We start from the raw sequence: 16,684 nt of genomic DNA, 5'->3' as shown, positions 1-16,684 counted from the left end.
GTTTCGGGCAGACTATGCGGCCGGCCAAACGAGCGATTGGATGTCTTCGCCCCAGCACACGCCATTGATGCAGCAGTTCTTCGCCGCCAAGGCCGATCACCCCGATGTGCTGCTGTTCTTCCGCATGGGCGATTTCTACGAACTGTTCTACGACGACGCCCGCAAGGCGGCGCGACTGCTCGACATCACCCTGACCCAGCGCGGCAATTCGGCCGGCGCACCGATTCCGATGGCGGGCGTGCCGCATCACGCGGCCGAGGGTTATCTGGCACGGCTGGTCGCACTCGGCGAATCGGTGGCGATCTGCGAGCAGATCGGCGATCCCGCGGCGAGCAAGGGTCTGGTCGAGCGCAAGGTGGTGCGCATCGTCACGCCGGGCACGGTGACGGACGAGGCGCTGCTGCAGGAACGTCGCGACACGCTGCTGATGGCGGTGGCGCGCAATCGCGCCGGGCATTACGGCATCGCCTGGGCGGATCTCGCGGGTGGTCGCTTTCTGGTCTGCGAGTGCGCGACCGAAGACATGCTCGAAGCGGAAATCGCCCGACTCGATCCTGCTGAACTCCTGGTGCCGGATGAAGACGGCTGGCCGGGCTTCCTGTCCGAACGCACCGGTGCACGTCGCCGCCCGCCGTGGCTGTTCGATGCAGATTCCGGCCGTCGCCAGCTGCTGCAGTTCTTCGGCCTGCACGACCTCACCGGTTTCGGCATCGACGACAAGCCGCTGGCCGTGGCGTCTGCCGGCGCGCTGCTCGGCTACGTCGAGGAAACCCAGAAGCAACGCCTGCCGCATCTGACCTCGATTTCCGTCGAAAGCGGCGACGGCGCGATCGCGATGAACGCCGCGACGCGCCGCCATCTCGAACTCGACACGCGTGTCGACGGCGACACCCGCAACACACTGCTCGGCGTCCTCGATTCCACCGTCACGCCGATGGGCGGACGTCTGCTGCGGCGCTGGCTGCACCGGCCGCTGCGCGACCGCACCGTGCTGGGCGAACGCCTGCATGCGGTGCAGACGCTGATCGATTCCGGCGGCGACGACACGCTGCGCGAGCGCTTCCGCGCGCTCGGTGACATGGAGCGTGTGCTCACGCGTATCGCGTTGCGTTCGGCGCGCCCGCGCGACCTGTCCACGCTGCGCGACGGTCTGACGATGCTGCCGGATCTGCGCGGCATTCTCGGCACGCTCGATTCGCCGCGGCTGCGCGCCCTGCACGACAGTCTCGGCGAGCACGCGGGCGAAGCGCATCTGCTGTCCACCGCGCTGGTCGAACAACCGCCGGTGCTCGCGCGCGACGGCGGCGTGTTCGCCGATGGTCATGATGCCGAACTGGCCGAACTGCGGCGGCTGAGCAATTACGCCGACCAGTTCCTCGTCGATCTGGAAACGCGCGAGCGCGAGGCCAGCGGCATCTCCACGCTGAAGGTCGGCTACAACCGCGTCCACGGCTATTACATCGAAGTCTCCAAGGCGCATTCGGCGAAGGCACCCGCGCACTACACGCGGCGGCAGACGCTGACCAATGCCGAGCGCTACATCACCGAAGAGCTCAAGACCTTCGAGGACAAGGTGCTGTCTGCGCGCGAACGGTCGCTGGCCCGCGAGCGGCTGCTGTACGAGCAGCTGCTCGACGCGCTGAACGATCGTATCGAGGCGCTCAAGCACTGCGCCGGCGCGCTCAGCGAACTCGACGTACTGGCCTGCTTCGCCGAACGCGGCCAAGCGCTGGACTGGTCGCGTCCGCAGCTCGACGACGCGCCCGGCATCCGCATCGAACGCGGCCGCCATCCGGTGGTCGAGGCGGTGCGCCGCGAACCCTTCGAACCGAACGATCTGGTGCTCGGCGACGGCGCGGAGTTCGACGCGCGTCGCATGCTGGTCATCACCGGCCCGAACATGGGCGGCAAGAGCACCTACATGCGCCAGAACGCGCTGATCGTGCTGCTCGCCCACATCGGCAGTTTCGTGCCGGCGTCGCGTGCGGTGATCGGACCGATCGACCGCATCCTGACCCGCATCGGCGCCGGCGACGATCTCGCGAAGGGCCAGTCGACCTTCATGGTCGAAATGGCGGAGACGAGTTACATCCTGCATCACGCGACCGACCAGTCGCTGGTGCTGATGGACGAGATCGGCCGCGGCACCTCGACCTACGACGGCCTCGCACTGGCCGATGCCTGCGCGCGCCATCTGGCGGCCACGAACCGCAGCTACACCCTGTTCGCGACGCACTACTTCGAACTCACCGCGCTCGCGCAGCAGGGCAGCGGCATCGCCAACGTGCATCTGGACGCGGTCGAGCATCGCGACAAGCAGGGCGGCGAGACGCTGGTGTTCATGCACGCGGTCAAGGCCGGCCCGGCGGATCGAAGCTTCGGCCTGCAGGTCGCCGCGCTGGCCGGTCTGCCGAAGGCGGTGGTCCGCGACGCGCGTGCGCGCCTGGCCGAACTCGAACAGCGCCGCCACGACAGTCCAACGCCCGCGCCGATGTCGGCCGGCACGCTCGACACGCCGCAGCAGATCGGCCTGTTCGCGCCAGCCTCGGCCGCGCTCGAAGCGCTGGCCGGGCTCGATCCCGACGAGCTGACGCCGAAGCAGGCGCTGGAAGCCTTGTATCGGGTGCGGGCACTGCTCTGACGCATGCGGCGCGGCTCGATTGGTGCAGCGCCGCGGCCAACGCTCGCTATCGCGTCTCAACGCCGTCGTCCCAGCGCACGCTAGGACCCATTTTGATCTCGGCATTCCGAGCGGGAATCACGAAAACACGACGGCAATCCAGCCAGCTGCGGAACGAGCACCAGCCCGTCTACGCGATCGCGCGACGCTGTTTCGATAGCCCATCCCTATCAAATAGACGCGAACAATCGATTTCCCTCCCGGCAATGACTGCGCCTACGCTGAACGTCCAGTCCGGGAGGCCGCCCGCCATGCACCAGCTCATCGATTCCCCAATACCGCGATGCCGCTGTCGCGAGTGGTCTTCCAGCACCGACTGATCGAAGGCCCGCGCCCGCGCGTGCACGCCTTCTGTCATCCGTTTTTCGCACACTCGACCCCGATGCCCCGCCGGCCGTGACCGGCACGCCATCGTCCAGACACCACACGGGAGAACGCCAGCCATGTCGACCGACGCCAAGTGCCCCTTCCACCAGACCGCCGGCGGCGGCACCAGCAACCGCGACTGGTGGCCGAACCAGCTGCGTCTGGATCTGCTCAACCAGCATTCCGCGAAGTCCGACCCAATGGGTGGGGATTTCGATTACGCCGCCGAATTCGCCAAGCTCGACTACGACGGCCTCAAGCGCGATCTCGCCGCGCTGATGACCGATTCGCAGGACTGGTGGCCGGCCGACTTCGGCCACTACGGCGGCCTGTTCGTGCGCATGGCCTGGCACAGCGCCGGCACGTATCGCATCGGCGACGGCCGCGGTGGCGGCGGTCGTGGCCAGCAGCGCTTCGCACCGCTCAACAGCTGGCCGGACAACGTCAGCCTCGACAAGGCGCGCCGCCTGCTGTGGCCGATCAAGCAGAAGTACGGTCGCGCGATCTCGTGGGCGGACCTGATGATCCTCACCGGCAACGTCGCGCTGGAGACGATGGGCTTCAAGACCTTCGGCTTCGCCGGCGGCCGCGACGATACCTGGGAGCCGGACCTCGACGTGTACTGGGGCCGCGAGACCACCTGGCTCGGCGGCGATGTGCGTTATGCGCACGGCTCGCACGGCGTGCCGAAGGACGGCGACGACGGCGTGCTGGTGTCGGATGACGACGCCGACGGCGACGTGCATTCGCGCAAGCTCGAGAACCCGCTCGCCGCGGTGCAGATGGGCCTGATCTACGTGAATCCGGAAGGCCCGGACGGCAATCCCGATCCACTGCTTGCCGCCGCGGATATCCGCGACACCTTCGGCCGCATGGCGATGGACGACGAGGAAACCGTCGCGCTGATCGCCGGTGGCCACAGCTTCGGCAAGACCCACGGCGCGGCACCGTCCGAGCACGTCGGCGAAGAGCCCGAGGCGCATACGCTCGAGGCGCAGGGCTTCGGCTGGCACAACAGCTTCGGCAGCGGCAAGGGCGCCGACACGATCACCAGCGGTCTCGAAGTCACCTGGACGAAGACGCCGGCGCAGTGGAGCAACGACTTCTTCGAACACCTGTTCGGTTTCGAATGGGAACTGTCGAAGAGTCCGGCCGGCGCGCAGCAGTGGGTGGCGAAGAATGCGGACGCGACGATTCCGCACGCCTATGACGCGTCGAAGAAGCTCGTGCCGACGATGCTCACCACCGATCTCGCGCTGCGCTTCGATCCCGCGTACGAGAAGATCTCGCGCCGCTTCCTCGACAATCCCGACCAGTTCGCCGACGCGTTCGCGCGTGCGTGGTTCAAGCTCACCCATCGCGACATGGGCCCGCGTGCGCGCTATCTCGGCCCGGAAGTGCCGGACGAAGTGCTGATCTGGCAGGACCCGGTGCCGGCGGTCGAACACGCGCTGATCGACGATGCCGATGTCGCCTCGCTGAAGCAGGCGATCCTCGCCAGCGGCCTGTCGGTCTCGGAACTGGTGTCGACCGCATGGGCGTCGGCGTCGACGTTCCGCGGCGGCGACAAGCGCGGCGGCGCGAACGGCGCGCGCATCCGGCTCGCGCCGCAGAAGGACTGGGCGGTCAACAATCCGCCGCAGCTGGCAAAGGTGCTCGCCGCGCTCGAAAAAATGCAGGCCGACTTCAACGGCAAGGCCGCGGGCGGCAAGCAGGTGTCGCTGGCCGATCTGATCGTGCTCGGCGGCGCGGCGGCGGTCGAGAAGGCCGCGCAGGACGCAGGCGTATCGGTGACCGTGCCGTTCTCACCGGGTCGCAGCGATGCCTCGCAGGACCAGACCGATGTCGAATCCTTCGACGCGCTGGAACCCTGGGCCGACGGCTTCCGCAATTACGCCAAGGGCCACTCGGTGGTGCCGCTGGAGCATCTGCTGGTCGATCGCGCACAGCTGCTGACCCTGACCGCGCCGGAGACGACCGTGCTCATCGGCGGCCTGCGCGTGCTCGGCGCCAACCACGACGGCAGCTCGCACGGTGTGCTGACCGATCGCCCGGGCGTGCTGTCGAACGACTTCTTCCGCAACCTGCTCGACATGGGCACCGAGTGGGCGCCCTCGGGCCGCACCACGTTCGAAGGGCGCGCGCGTGGCACGGGCGAAAAGCGGTGGAGCGGCACCCGCGTCGATCTCGTGTTCGGTTCGAACGCGATCCTGCGTGCACTGGCCGAGATCTACGCCAGCGACGATGCGCAGGAAAAGTTCGTGTGTGACTTCGTCGCCGCGTGGGCGAAGGTCATGGACCTGGACCGCTACGACCTGCGCTGATCATTGCGCGAGATCGCCTTCGGGCGATAGGGTGACCGGACGCCGATGCTCCACGCATCGGCGTCTGTGTTTTCGACGACAAGCCCGCATCCGTGGGAGCGCGCTCGCGCGCGAATACACGCTGCCGGAAACGCGCCGTCGCGCGCGAGTGCGCTTCCACGGAAACGTCAGATGGGAAAGCCCAGCACAATCCATCGCACGCCTGCGTCGAGACGCGCGTCGACGCGACTAGGCGCGTGACGCACGCGTTCTGCGTGCCGCTGCGGACGGATCGTGTGATGGATTTCGCAGCGCGCTACCCGGCCTACGCAGGGGCCCCGTGCTGGCTCGCGGCCTCGCCTGCGGCATCCGCCATCAACGGTGCGTTCTACCGCGATTTCGCGCCGGCACCGCAAAGCGACGCGCAGCGCGACACAGCGATGGCTGGGCGGCTGTGGGACGTTTCGGAGACCCTGGTCGAAGCCTGGTTGCCCGGCTGAGACGGACTCAGAGCGCGTCGATGTCGCCGAGCGCGCGGATCAGTTTCCGCGCGCGCTTGTCGGGCTTGTGCTCCGGCGCCTGGTAGCCGGCACGCGCGGCACGCGCTTCGGCCAGCCGCGCCAGCCGCGCTTCACGCGAGGCCTCCGTTTCGCTGTACAGCGTCTGCGCGACGCTCGCGGGTCCACGCGTGTCCGACAGTCCGGCGACCGCGATGTCGAAGACTTCCTCGCCACGCGCTACGCGCAGCGCGTCGCCGATGCGGACCGCGCGCGCGGGTTTCGCACGCTGACCGCCGACATCGACCTTGCCGGTCTCGATCGCCTGCTTGGCCAGCGCGCGGGTCTTGAAGAAACGCGCCGCCCACAGCCAAAGATCCAGGCGCACGGTGTCGGCGGCGTTGGGAACCTGTGCTTCGCTCATGCGTGCGATATCGGTGCGCCGGCCGGCAAATCAAGCTGCGCGCGGAAACCGCCCGGCAGGTTCTCGAGCACTAGTCGGCCGTCGTAACCGGCTGCGATGCCGTCGACGATCGACAGACCCAGCCCGTGCCCCGGCATCCGGCTGTCGAGGCGCACGCCGCGCTGCAATGCCTGCTGCAGCGCGTCGGACTGCATGCCGGGGCCGTCGTCGTCGACCGCGATCCGCACGCGCCCGTCAGCGGATGTCGCATGGATCCGCACCTGCGTGCGCGTCCACTTCACCGCGTTGTCGACGAGGTTGCCGAGCATCTCTTCCAAGTCCTCGCGCGCGCCGGCGAACACCAGATCGGCCGCGACCTCGCAGCGCAGCGTCACGCGATCGCCGGCGGCCTGCGCGAACAGTGCGCACAGTGCCTCGGCCACGGGCGCGACCGGCGTGCGCTGGCGCGCATCGACCGCGAAGCCGCCCGCGAGCCTGCGCTCCACCTCGCCGCGCATGCGCTGCACCTGGACCGAGACCACTTCGGCGATGTCGTCGCCCGGGCGCTGCGCTTCCGCCGATAGCACGGCGAGCGGCGTCTTCAACGCATGCGCGAGATCCTCGGCGGCATGGCGCGCGCGAGCGACGCGGCGTGCATGTTCGTCGAGCAGATCGTCGATCTGTTCCGCCAGCGGCGCCGCCTCGGCGGGCCAGCGCTCGGCGCCGAAGCGTACGTCGTCGCCATTGCGCACGCGCTGCAGAATGCCGCGCATGCGCCCCAGCGGACGCAGACCCCATTCGATCTGCCAGGCGAGCAGCGCCAGCAACGCCGCCGCCGCGCCGGCGAAGGCCAGCATCGCCGCCTGCCGGAAGCCGCGCGTCTCGGCGACGACGTCGCCACGGTCGCCCGCGACGTGCACGGGAATGGGATCGGCGACACCCGGCAGCCGCAGCAACTGCGCGCGCATGCGCAGCTGCTGGCCGCGCGGGCCTTCGACGACCGACCACACCGCCGCCGTGCCGGGCACGTCGTGCGCGACGAGTTCGTCGTCCCACAGTGAGCGCGAGCGCAGTGCGTCCGCGCCGTCGCCGATGCGCCAGTACCAGCCGGAGAACACGCGCGCCCAGCGCTCATCGGCCGGTGGACGACGCAGCTGCCAGCCGCCATCCGCGCGTGCTTCGAGCAGGCCGGCGAGGGTCGCGAAATCGTCGTCGAGGCGGCGATCGAGCGCACGCTGTCCGGAGCGCTCGAACATCGCGCCGAGCAGACCACCGGCTATCAGCGCCGAAATCGCGACACCCGCCGCGCCCGCCAGCCACAGCCGCCAGCGCAAGGACAAGGCGCGCCGCGCCCTCATGGCGTCTCCGACAGCCGGAACCCCTGCCCGCGCACCGTGTGCACGAGGGCGACGCCGAGCTTGCGACGGATGCGGCCGATCAGCACGTCGAGCGCGTTGGAATCGGGATCGAAGCCATTGTCGTAGACGTGTTCGCCGAGTTCACCGCGGCTGACCACGCGACCGGCGTGATGGATCAGATACGCGAGGATGCGGTGTTCCTGCGCGGTCAAAGCGAGCGGATCGCCGTCGAGCGCGAAGCGGCCCGCATTCGCGTCGAACTCCAGCGGTCCGCAGCGCAGTCGCGGCGACGCGTGGCCCACGCTGCGGCGGATCAACGCCTGCAGCCGCAGCACCAGTTCCTCGATCTGGAAGGGCTTGGTGAGGTAGTCGTCGGCGCCGGCGTTGAAACCGGCCAGCTTGTCGTGCCAGCGGCTGCGCGCGGTGAGCACCAGCACCGGCAGCGTCAGCCCGGCTTCGCGCCAGCGGTGCAGCACGGAGACGCCATCGAGATTCGGCAGGCCGAGATCGAGCACGACCGCGTCGTAGGCTTCCGTCTGGCCGCGGAACTCGGCGTCGGCGCCGTCTTGTGCACGATCGACCGCGAAGCCCGCGGCACCGAGCGCAGCAGCGACGCGCGCCGCGAGTTCGACGTCGTCTTCAGCCAGCAGAATGCGCATCAGTCGTCGATCTCGACCTTGAGCAGGCGCCCAGTGCGCGCATCGTACTTCAGCTCCGCGACGCGACCGTCGCGCATCAGGATCTCGATCTCGTACTCGTCGTCGTCCTGGTCGAGTTCCACCTCGATCACGCGCCCCGGATAGCGGCGCTCGGCATCAGCAAGCAGGCGTTCGAGCCGGACGAATTCGCCGCTGCGCACGCCGTCGCGGGCGTAGTCAGCGGTGCCCTGGGGATCCTGCGCATCGGCGTGCAGCGGCAGCGCGAGCGGCGCGGCGAGCAGCAGGGTGGCGAGTGCCAGCGGAGCAATGAGAGTACGCATGGCGCAAGTGTGGCGAGGCGGATTAACAGAACCGTGAACGGCTCGATCAGAAGCGCGTTAAGCGCGATGGGGAGACTGGCGTCAACCGGTTGCAGACCGGTGCACCCATCCCACACCGAGGACTCACCATGACCCGTACCGCCATTGCCAGCCTGATCGCCGCCGCCACGTTCGCCGTCGCCGCACCGCTCGCATTCGCCCAGGACCGCGACAACCGCCGCGGCGACGACGACCGCGTGCACGCCGCGGCGGCCGCCAAGGCCGACCCGCGTTTCCGCGCCAACAGCGCCTCGCTCGACGCCATCCTCGCCGATGCGCAGCGTCGTCATCCGGGCCGCGTCATCGACGTGTCCTACGACGACGGCGAATACGACATCGACATCCGCCAGGACGACGGCCGCATCGTCGAGCTGGAATATTCGGCGCGCACCGGTCGTCTGCTCGAGGCCGATTACGACTGACCGTTCGACGACGGATCGTCGGACCGAAGGGCGCTGGATGTATCCAGCGCCCTTTTTTTGCATCGGTTTTCCGGTTAGAGCTTCGTCGCGCGCAAGCACGCTCCTACATGCACGTGATTTCTCCAGGCCCTGCACCGCGCAAGACGGCTTCGAGACGTCTTATGGGCGCCCTGGCGCCTGTGGAGACGAGCGCTCGCGCGCTCAGACCTGCGCCAGTGAAGCCGCGTCGCGCGCAAGCGCGCTCCACCAGCATTACGGAATTTCTTGACCCCTCGAACGCAAACGGCCGCCTTGCGGCGGCCGTCGTGCGACTCGGAGCGGTCCGATTACTCGGCAGCGGCAGCCGGTGCTGCAGCGGCTGCGGCCTTGTCGGCGCGCGCCTTCTCGTTCTTCGCCTTCGCCGAAGCGGACAGGTCTTCCTTGATGCGCGCCTTCTTGCCTTCCAGGCCACGCAGGTAGTACAGCTTGCCGGCGCGGACGGCGCCACGGCGCTTCACTTCCAGCGAATCGATGATCGAGCTGTGGGTCTGGAACACGCGCTCGACGCCGAAGCCGTGCGAGATCTTGCGAACGGTGAACGCGGAGTTCAGACCGGCGTTCTTCTTGCCGATGACCACGCCTTCATAGGCCTGCAGACGCTCGCGGTTGCCTTCCTTGACCTTCACGTTGACGACAACGGTGTCGCCCGGGCCGAACTCGGGGAGTTCGCGGGTGGTCTGGGCGCTTTCGAAGTTCTGCAGCAGGGTGTGCAAGGAGGGCTTGTTGGTCATGGTCTTGGCCTGTTGGTGTCGTTATTGGCGTGGTGCACGTGGACGCACGCTCTGGCTCGGCGAGCTCTTGGGCTCTGGGTGAAACGGGTTAGCCGCGCATTATAGACGGGGCCGCGGGCCGAATGCCAGCACCCGGGCAGCGCGGATCAGCCGCCCGATCCGCCGGTCGTATCCCCGCCCTGCCCGGCCCGCCAGGCCGCCAGCAGACGGCGATCGGCCTTGCCCAGCGCGCCCTCGTCGATCAGGTCCGGGCGCCGCTCCAGCGTGCGGACCAGCGATTGCTGGCGCCGCCACTTGGCGATCTCGGCGTGGTTGCCCGACAGCAGTACGTCCGGCACCCGGCCCATCTCGTGTTCGACGGGACGCGTGTAGTGCGGACAATCCAGCAGGCCATCCCCTTCGAAACTGTCCTGCACCGCGGACTCCGCATCGCCAAGCGCGCCCTCCTGCAACCGCGCGACGGCGTCCACGACGACGGCCGCGGCCAGCTCGCCGCCGGACAGCACGTAGTCGCCGATCGACAGCTCCTCGTCGATCTCGGCCTGCAGCAGGCGCTCGTCGACACCCTCGTAGCGCCCGCACAGCAGCAACAACCGTGGCAGCGCCGCGAGCTCGCGCACCTTGGCCTGGGTCAGCGGGCGTCCCTGCGGACTCATGTAGATCACCCGCACGGGCGCCGGATCTGCCGCGCGCGCCGCGGCGAGTGCAGCGCGCAGAGGCTCGATCAGCATCACCATGCCGGGGCCGCCGCCGAAGGGGCGATCGTCGACACGGCGGTAATTGCCGTCCGCGTAATCGCGCGGATTCCAGCCCTGCATCGTCAGCAGGCCGCGCTCACGCGCACGGCCGACCACGCCGACGGCTGCGGCCTGGTCGATGAAATCGGGGAACAGACTGACGACGTCGATGCGGATGGCGCGTGCATCGGCGGACGCGCGCACTGCATCTGCGGACGCGGTGTCGTCTGGATTCGGAATGAGGTCGGACGTCATGGCGTGTCCCCTGCGATCGCATCGCGCAGCGCTTGAGGTGCCTGCATATGCAGCGGTGTATCGACGGCCACAGCGGCCGTTTCGAAGGCGCGTCGCGCCGTCCTAGAAATCAGGATCCCAGTCCACGGTGACCAGCGCCGTGTCGAAATCGATCGACACGATGTAGTCCGGCACGACGAAGGGCACCATGCGCTCGCGATCGCTCTGTGCGACCAGCACGTCGTTGGCGCCGGTCGAGAACAGGTGCGAAACGACGCCGAAATCGACGCCTTCGACGTTGCGCACGCGCAGGCCTTCGAGATCGACCCAGTAGTACTCGCCGGGCTTGGGCGGCGGCAGCGCCTCGCGCGGCACGAAGACTTCGAGTCCGCGCGCCGCTTCGGCACCGTCACGATCCTCGACCCCGGGCAACGTCGCGACGACACCCTTGGGTGTCTCGCGACCCTTCGCGCCTTCGCATTCGCGCTCGATACCACGCACGTCGCGCAGCACCCAGGGCTGATAGCGGAAGATCGCGCTGCGCGGTTCGGTGAAGGATTCGAGTTTCACTTCGCCACGCACACCGAACGCGCCATGGACCTTGCCCACCTGGATCATCCGGCGGGGAGGCTGGCGCGTCGGGTCGTTCATGTCGACAACGGCCGCGCCCGCAGGCGCGGCCCGTCAATCAGGCAGCGGCGGTCGCAGCAGCGACCTTGCCGGCGTCCTTGTACAGCGCGCGGACCTTGTCGGTCATCTGCGCACCCTTGGACACCCAGTGGTCGACGCGTGCGGTATCGAGAACGATGCGCTGCTCGCCACCGGTGGCGACCGGGTTGTAGTAACCCACGCGCTCGATGTTGCGGCCGTCGCGCGCGCTGCGCGAGTCGGTCACGATGATGTGGTAGAACGGACGCTTCTTGGCGCCGCCGCGCGTCAGACGGATCTTGACCATTGCTTTGCTTCCTGTGTTGCCCAGTCGCCAGGGTGGCGAGGTAAGCCGGCGATTATAGCGGAAACCCCCGCCTGCTCGGCAAGCCGGGGCCGCTCAGTCGCCCAGCGGGTCCCACGACACGGCCTTCAGAATGGCCTGCAACGCCTCCGGAACGACCGGATCTCCCGCGAACGACTGCCCGTCCACCGCTGCCAGCGGCCACAGGCCACTGCTGTTGCAGGCGAACGCTGCCCGGAAGCCGACGCAGTCCGTCAGCCGGACCGGTTCGATGCGCTGGGCCGAATCCGCGGCGTCCAGACCCGCGCGCAACATGCTTTCGGTGACGCCGCGCAGGGCATCGCCCTGCGGCCAGACGATGGCGCCCTCGGCGTCGACGAAACCGATGTTCCACAAGGCGCCTTCGAGCACATGGCCCGCATCATCGACCAGCAGCGCGTCGTCGAAGCCGGCGGCGCGGGCGGTACGCCGCGCATGCAGCAAGGGCAACGTGGCGAGGTGTTTGAGATGCGCCAACGGACGCTGGTGCCGGCAGCTCTGCAGACGCTGCGGCGCCGTGGGCGCAGTGCGCGGCGGGGACAGCGCGACGAGCAGCGTCACGTCCACTGCATCGCCCCGCTCGACCGCCGCCGCATCCAGCGCGCCGACCGAGATCCGCAGCGTGGCGTCGTCGACTGCGGCAGCGAGACGCGCCGAGGCGAGTTCGTGCTGGATGCGCGCAGCGGACAGCGCGCTGCCGAACAGTTCGATATTGGCTGATTGCAGCCGCGACAGATGACGCCCCAACCCCTGCACCGCGCCGCCACGCACTTGCATGGTGGATAGGTGGCCGTAGTTGGTCTGCAGCGCGGACAGCATGGCCGTGTCGGCAGGCCGGCCCTCGATCCAGAGACTGGTGGCTGACACGATCCTGTTCACAACAATGCGTCGGCCGTGCGCCACCAGTCGGCGACGAGTTCTGCCACAGGCCGCGCCTGCGCAGACGCAGCCGACTGGCCGGCCCAGGCCTGCATCGCATCGATCCGGCCGTCGCGCACCGCGGCCGCGCGCATCGGCGCGGTCAGTGCGCGCTGCACGGGATAGGGCTGCGGTGGCGGTGCGTTTCCGGATGCGGCCGCGCGCACGTAATCCGTCGCCAGCGCGCGGCCGAGCCGGCCGCTGAAGGCACGCGTCGGCCGGGTCTGTTCGGGTTCCGCTGCTGCCAGCGCCTCGGCCCAAGCCGGTGCGATGCCTGCCTCCGGCGTACGCAGGAAGGCGGTACCGATCTGCACCGCGCTCGCGCCCAGTGTCAGCGCCGCGGCGATGCCGCGACCATCGGCGATGCCGCCCGCAGCGATCACCGGCACGCGCAGCGCATCGGCCAGTCGCGGGACCAGCGAGAACAGACCGACGAGTTGCACATCGGCCTTGGCCGCGTCGAACGCGCCGCGATGCCCGCCCGCCTCGAAGCCCTGCGCGACCACCGCATCGGCGCCTGCCGCCTCGGCCGCGAGCGCTTCGTCGAGCGTCGTCGCGCACGCGAACCAGGCGATGCCTGCCGTCTTCAGACGCGCGACGAACGGCGCCGGGAACACACCCATGATCGACGACGCCACCGCCGGCCTGGCGGCGAGCAGCGCGTCGCATTGCGCATCGAAATCAGCTGGTGTCGCGTCGCCAGCCTCGACGGGCACGACGGGCCCCCACTGCGCGAGAAACCCACGCGTCGCGGCTTCGGCCACAGCGTCCCGCACCGGCGCAGGATCGGGTATCCAGAGATTGATCTGGGCCGGGCCGCCGCCTGCGGCGCGCAGATCGTCCATCCACGTGCCGATGTCCCCGGACTGCGACAGCACCGCGCCCATTGCGCCCATGCCGCCGGCTTCGATCACCGCACGCGACAGCGCCACGGGACACGCGCCCGCCATCGGCGACAACAGCACCGGCAGCCGCAGCCCGAAGCGCGAACAGAAGGCGTCGCTGCGCTGGCGGGTCGGATGGCGCATGCGATCAGCGGAACGGCATGCGGCCCATGCCGCCCATCATCCCCTGCAGGCCGCGCATCATGCCCTTCATGCCGCCGCGGGCCATCTTGCCCATCATCTTTTCCATCTGCATGTACTGCTTCATCAGCTTGTTGACGTCGGCCGGCGTGGTGCCGGAACCGGCGGCGATGCGCGCGCGGCGCGAGCCGTTGAGCAGGTTCGGATTGCGGCGTTCCTTCTTCGTCATCGAACCGATGATCGCGATCATGCGCGGCACTTCCTTGCCCTGGCTGACCTGCTGCTTGAGATGCTCGGGCACCTGGCCCAGGCCCGGCAGCTTCTCCATCAGGCTGCCGATGCCGCCCATGTTCTGCATCTGCTCGAGCTGGTCGCGCATGTCGTTGAGGTCGAACTTCTTGCCCTTGGCGACCTTCTCGGCGAGCTTCTGCGCCTTGTCCTTGTCGACCTGGCCTTCGACCTGTTCGACCAGCGACAGCACGTCGCCCATGTCGAGGATGCGGCTGGCGACACGCTCGGGATGGAACACGTCGAGCCCGTCGACCTTTTCGCCGGTACCGACGAACTTGATCGGCTTGCCGGTGATGTAGCGCACCGACAGCGCCGCGCCGCCGCGGGCATCGCCGTCGGTCTTGGTCAGCACCACGCCGGTCAGCGGCAGCGCTTCGCCGAAGGCCTTGGCGGTGTTGGCGGCGTCCTGGCCGGTCATCGAGTCGACGACGAACAGCGTCTCGACCGGATTGACCGCGGCATGCAACGCCTTGATCTCGTCCATCATCGCTTCGTCGATCGCGAGGCGGCCGGCGGTGTCGACCAGCAGCACGTCGATGAAGGACTTCTTCGCCGCGGCGATCGCCGCGCGCACGATGTCGACAGGCTGCTCCGAAGACTCGGACGGGAAGAACGTCACATCGACCTGTTCGGCCAGCGTCTTCAGCTGCTCGATCGCAGCCGGACGGTAGACGTCGGCCGACACCACCATGACCTTCTTCTTGCGCTTTTCCTTGAGCAGCTTGGCGAGCTTGCCGACCGTCGTGGTCTTGCCCGCGCCCTGCAGGCCGGCCATCAGGATGACCGCCGGCGCCGGCACGTTGAGGTTGAGCTCGGTCGCCTGCGCGCCCATGACCGCGGTCAGCTCGTCGCGCACGACCTTGATCAGCGCCTGGCCCGGTGTCAGCGACTTGAGTACTTCCTGGCCGACCGCCCGCACCTTGATGCGCTCGATCAGCGCCTGCACCACCGGCAATGCGACGTCGGCTTCCAGCAGCGCGATGCGCACTTCGCGGGTGGCCTCGCGGATGTTCTCCTCGGTCAGACGACCGCGGCCGCGCAGGCGCTCCATGGTGCCGGACAGGCGCTGGGTCAGGGACTCGAACATGCGGGACTCGATGCGACGGAATTCGGCCGGCGATTATAGCCCGCCACCCCGCGCGGCCCGCTGCCCGCGCACCTCGACGCTCCCTTCGGACCGGCCCGCCGTGCGACACTCGCGCGATGACAATCGTTCTCATCGCAGCCCTGCTGTACCTGCTGGCGGCCGCGGCGCTCGTGCGCGGCGTCGCGCGCGAGCCGGCGCCCGGCAGGCTCTGGTGGGCGGCGCCCGCGCTCGGTGCGATCGCACTGCACGTGTCGGCGCACGTGCTGGTGTGGCGCGAGGTCGGCGCCGAACTGCACTTCTTCGCGGCGCTGTCGCTGGTCGGTCTCGGCATGGCCGCGCTGACGGTGCTCTACGACGTGCGCGGCCGCATGGCGGCGCTGGGCGTGATCGTGTTTCCGATCGCCGCACTCACCCTGCTCGGGTACGGGCAGGCCGCGCATACGTCGTCCGACACGCTCGACTGGCGCCTGCAGTTGCACGCCTGGTGCGCGCTGCTCGCCTACGCCGCGCTCGCCGTCGCCGCACTGCTCGCGCTGTTGCTGTGGGCGCAGGAACGCGCGCTGCGCCGTCGGGAATTCCATCGCTGGCTGCGTGCCCTGCCTCCGCTGACCGAACTCGAATCGCTGCTGTTCCGCACGATCTGGGTGGGTTTCATCCTGCTCACCGCCACGCTGGTGAGCGGCGTGCTCTTCGTCGACGATTTCTTCGCCCAGCACCTGATGCACAAGACCGTGCTCAGCGTGCTGTCGTGGCTGGCCTTCGGCGCCCTGCTGTTCGGCCGCTGGCGTCACGGCTGGCGCGGCGCCCGCGCCGTCGGTTGGACGCTCGCTGCGATGGCACTGCTGGTGCTGGCCTTCTTCGGCAGCAAGTTCGTGCTGGAGCTGGTACTGCGGCGGACGGGCTGACCGCTGCGGCGCGACCGCTCGCAGGCCAATCATTTCGAGCGGCCGGCATTACGGCCTGGCACGACTCCACCACGCGCCGCGCAGCCGGCCGTTCCCGTGTGGAACCCCGTCGCGGAACGACCTCGGGATCTGAACGGTGTCCCACGCGGCCTCGGGAAATCCATTGCCGCAAAAATACTTGCCTTGACAACAATTGCGCGGGCGAGGAATATGCGCGGCCATGGACATCTCCCGCCCCTGCGCCTCCGCCAGCGGTTCTTCGCTCGGCCTGCTGTTCCGGCAGGTCCGTGATGCGATGTGGGCGCGGATGGCCGACGAGCTGTCGAAGTCCGGCCACGATCTGAGTTTCAGCCAGTACATCACGCTGAAGAAGCTGGCCCTCGGCACCACCGGCGCGACCGATCTGGCGCGCGCCGCCGAGCTCAATCCCGGCGCGATGACGCGGTTGATCGACAAGCTGATCGAACGCGGCCTGGTCGAGCGGCATGCCGATCCCGGCGATCGGCGTGTGGTGCGCATCCAGCTCAGCGAACAGGGCCAGGCGATCTGGCGCGACATCGACCAGTGCGGCAACCGCGTGCGCGAGCGCGCGATGTCGGGCATGGACGAGGCGGAGCGCCTGCAGTTCATCCGCGTCCTCGAACAGGTCCGCGACAACCTCTCCTTCCCCGGACAGTGA

The 16,684-nt window shown here is 68.7% G+C and carries 17 protein-coding genes; 6 read left to right on the top strand and 11 right to left on the bottom strand.

The features are described 5' to 3' along the window. Positions 1-40 precede the first annotated feature (40 nt). The 3 genes from mutS to AC3A5T_RS07330 all read left to right on the top strand — a co-directional run bounded on the left by mutS (position 41) and on the right by AC3A5T_RS07330 (position 5,849). A complete protein-coding gene (gene mutS, locus AC3A5T_RS07340) occupies positions 41-2,641 on the top strand; it encodes a DNA mismatch repair protein MutS (RefSeq protein ID WP_487628002.1) in 2,601 nt (866 codons plus the stop codon). A 482-nt stretch (positions 2,642-3,123) separates the two neighbouring features. Continuing rightward, positions 3,124-5,370, top strand: coding sequence for a catalase/peroxidase HPI (gene katG, locus AC3A5T_RS07335; protein WP_487628001.1), 2,247 nt, complete (start codon positions 3,124-3,126; stop codon positions 5,368-5,370). A gap of 236 nt (positions 5,371-5,606) precedes the next feature. Continuing rightward, positions 5,607-5,849: a hypothetical protein gene (locus tag AC3A5T_RS07330; RefSeq protein ID WP_487628000.1), complete on the top strand. Its 243-nt coding sequence runs from the start codon at positions 5,607-5,609 to the stop codon at positions 5,847-5,849. 7 nt (positions 5,850-5,856) lie between these two features. Here AC3A5T_RS07330 and AC3A5T_RS07325 read toward each other — a convergent pair whose 3' ends face one another. From AC3A5T_RS07325 to AC3A5T_RS07310, 4 genes are read right to left on the bottom strand one after another with little or no spacing between them, the layout of a single operon-like run. After that, positions 5,857-6,270, bottom strand: coding sequence for an RNA-binding S4 domain-containing protein (locus AC3A5T_RS07325; protein WP_332076819.1), 414 nt, complete (start codon positions 6,268-6,270; stop codon positions 5,857-5,859). Further along, positions 6,267-7,607 (bottom strand): ATP-binding protein, encoded by a 1,341-nt coding sequence (locus AC3A5T_RS07320; protein WP_487627999.1) that lies wholly within the window; start codon positions 7,605-7,607, stop codon positions 6,267-6,269. The genes AC3A5T_RS07325 and AC3A5T_RS07320 overlap by 4 nt, the downstream gene beginning before the upstream one ends. Further along, entirely contained in the window at positions 7,604-8,266 is a 663-nt protein-coding gene (locus AC3A5T_RS07315; protein WP_487627998.1) for a response regulator transcription factor, read from the bottom strand. The genes AC3A5T_RS07320 and AC3A5T_RS07315 overlap by 4 nt, the downstream gene beginning before the upstream one ends. Continuing rightward, positions 8,266-8,586, bottom strand: coding sequence for a PepSY domain-containing protein (locus tag AC3A5T_RS07310; RefSeq protein WP_487627997.1), 321 nt, complete (start codon positions 8,584-8,586; stop codon positions 8,266-8,268). The genes AC3A5T_RS07315 and AC3A5T_RS07310 overlap by 1 nt, the downstream gene beginning before the upstream one ends. Positions 8,587-8,714: 128 nt before the next feature. Here AC3A5T_RS07310 and AC3A5T_RS07305 point away from each other — a divergent pair, with 128 nt between their 5' ends. After that, positions 8,715-9,047: a PepSY domain-containing protein gene (locus tag AC3A5T_RS07305; protein ID WP_487627996.1), complete on the top strand. Its 333-nt coding sequence runs from the start codon at positions 8,715-8,717 to the stop codon at positions 9,045-9,047. A 326-nt stretch (positions 9,048-9,373) separates the two neighbouring features. Here the strand turns inward: AC3A5T_RS07305 and rplS are convergent, their stop codons facing one another. From rplS to ffh, 7 genes are all read right to left on the bottom strand, one after another. Next, complete coding sequence (gene rplS, locus AC3A5T_RS07300; RefSeq protein ID WP_232136089.1) at positions 9,374-9,817, bottom strand: 50S ribosomal protein L19; 444 nt, start codon at positions 9,815-9,817, stop codon at positions 9,374-9,376. A 146-nt stretch (positions 9,818-9,963) separates the two neighbouring features. Next, a complete protein-coding gene (trmD, locus tag AC3A5T_RS07295) occupies positions 9,964-10,731 on the bottom strand; it encodes a tRNA (guanosine(37)-N1)-methyltransferase TrmD (RefSeq protein WP_487628194.1) in 768 nt (255 codons plus the stop codon). Positions 10,732-10,911: 180 nt separating this feature from the next. Continuing rightward, on the bottom strand, positions 10,912-11,439 hold the full coding sequence (gene rimM / locus AC3A5T_RS07290) for a ribosome maturation factor RimM (RefSeq protein WP_487627995.1): 528 nt from the start codon (positions 11,437-11,439) through the stop codon (positions 10,912-10,914). A 37-nt stretch (positions 11,440-11,476) separates the two neighbouring features. Continuing rightward, on the bottom strand, positions 11,477-11,743 hold the full coding sequence (gene rpsP, locus AC3A5T_RS07285; RefSeq protein ID WP_232116211.1) for a 30S ribosomal protein S16: 267 nt from the start codon (positions 11,741-11,743) through the stop codon (positions 11,477-11,479). Between the two features lie 93 nt (positions 11,744-11,836). Continuing rightward, entirely contained in the window at positions 11,837-12,646 is an 810-nt protein-coding gene (locus tag AC3A5T_RS07280; protein ID WP_487627994.1) for an aminotransferase class IV, read from the bottom strand. An 8-nt stretch (positions 12,647-12,654) separates the two neighbouring features. Next, positions 12,655-13,725, bottom strand: a complete 1,071-nt coding sequence (locus AC3A5T_RS07275; protein WP_487627993.1) for an NAD(P)H-dependent flavin oxidoreductase — start codon at positions 13,723-13,725, stop codon at positions 12,655-12,657. A gap of 4 nt (positions 13,726-13,729) precedes the next feature. After that, the gene (gene ffh, locus AC3A5T_RS07270) at positions 13,730-15,100 is read right to left on the bottom strand and encodes a signal recognition particle protein (RefSeq protein ID WP_487627992.1); all 1,371 of its coding nucleotides are present in this window, start codon (positions 15,098-15,100) and stop codon (positions 13,730-13,732) included. A gap of 116 nt (positions 15,101-15,216) precedes the next feature. Here ffh and AC3A5T_RS07265 point away from each other — a divergent pair, with 116 nt between their 5' ends. After that, positions 15,217-16,005 carry a cytochrome C assembly family protein gene (locus tag AC3A5T_RS07265; RefSeq protein ID WP_487627991.1) on the top strand — a complete coding sequence of 263 codons (789 nt, stop codon included), beginning with the start codon at positions 15,217-15,219 and terminating at the stop codon, positions 16,003-16,005. A gap of 220 nt (positions 16,006-16,225) precedes the next feature. Next, complete coding sequence (locus AC3A5T_RS07260) at positions 16,226-16,684, top strand: MarR family winged helix-turn-helix transcriptional regulator (protein ID WP_487627990.1); 459 nt, start codon at positions 16,226-16,228, stop codon at positions 16,682-16,684.

The organism is Luteimonas sp. Soil_C_16, assembly GCF_057657295.1.
This window is presented reverse-complemented; position numbering and strand designations above follow the sequence as displayed.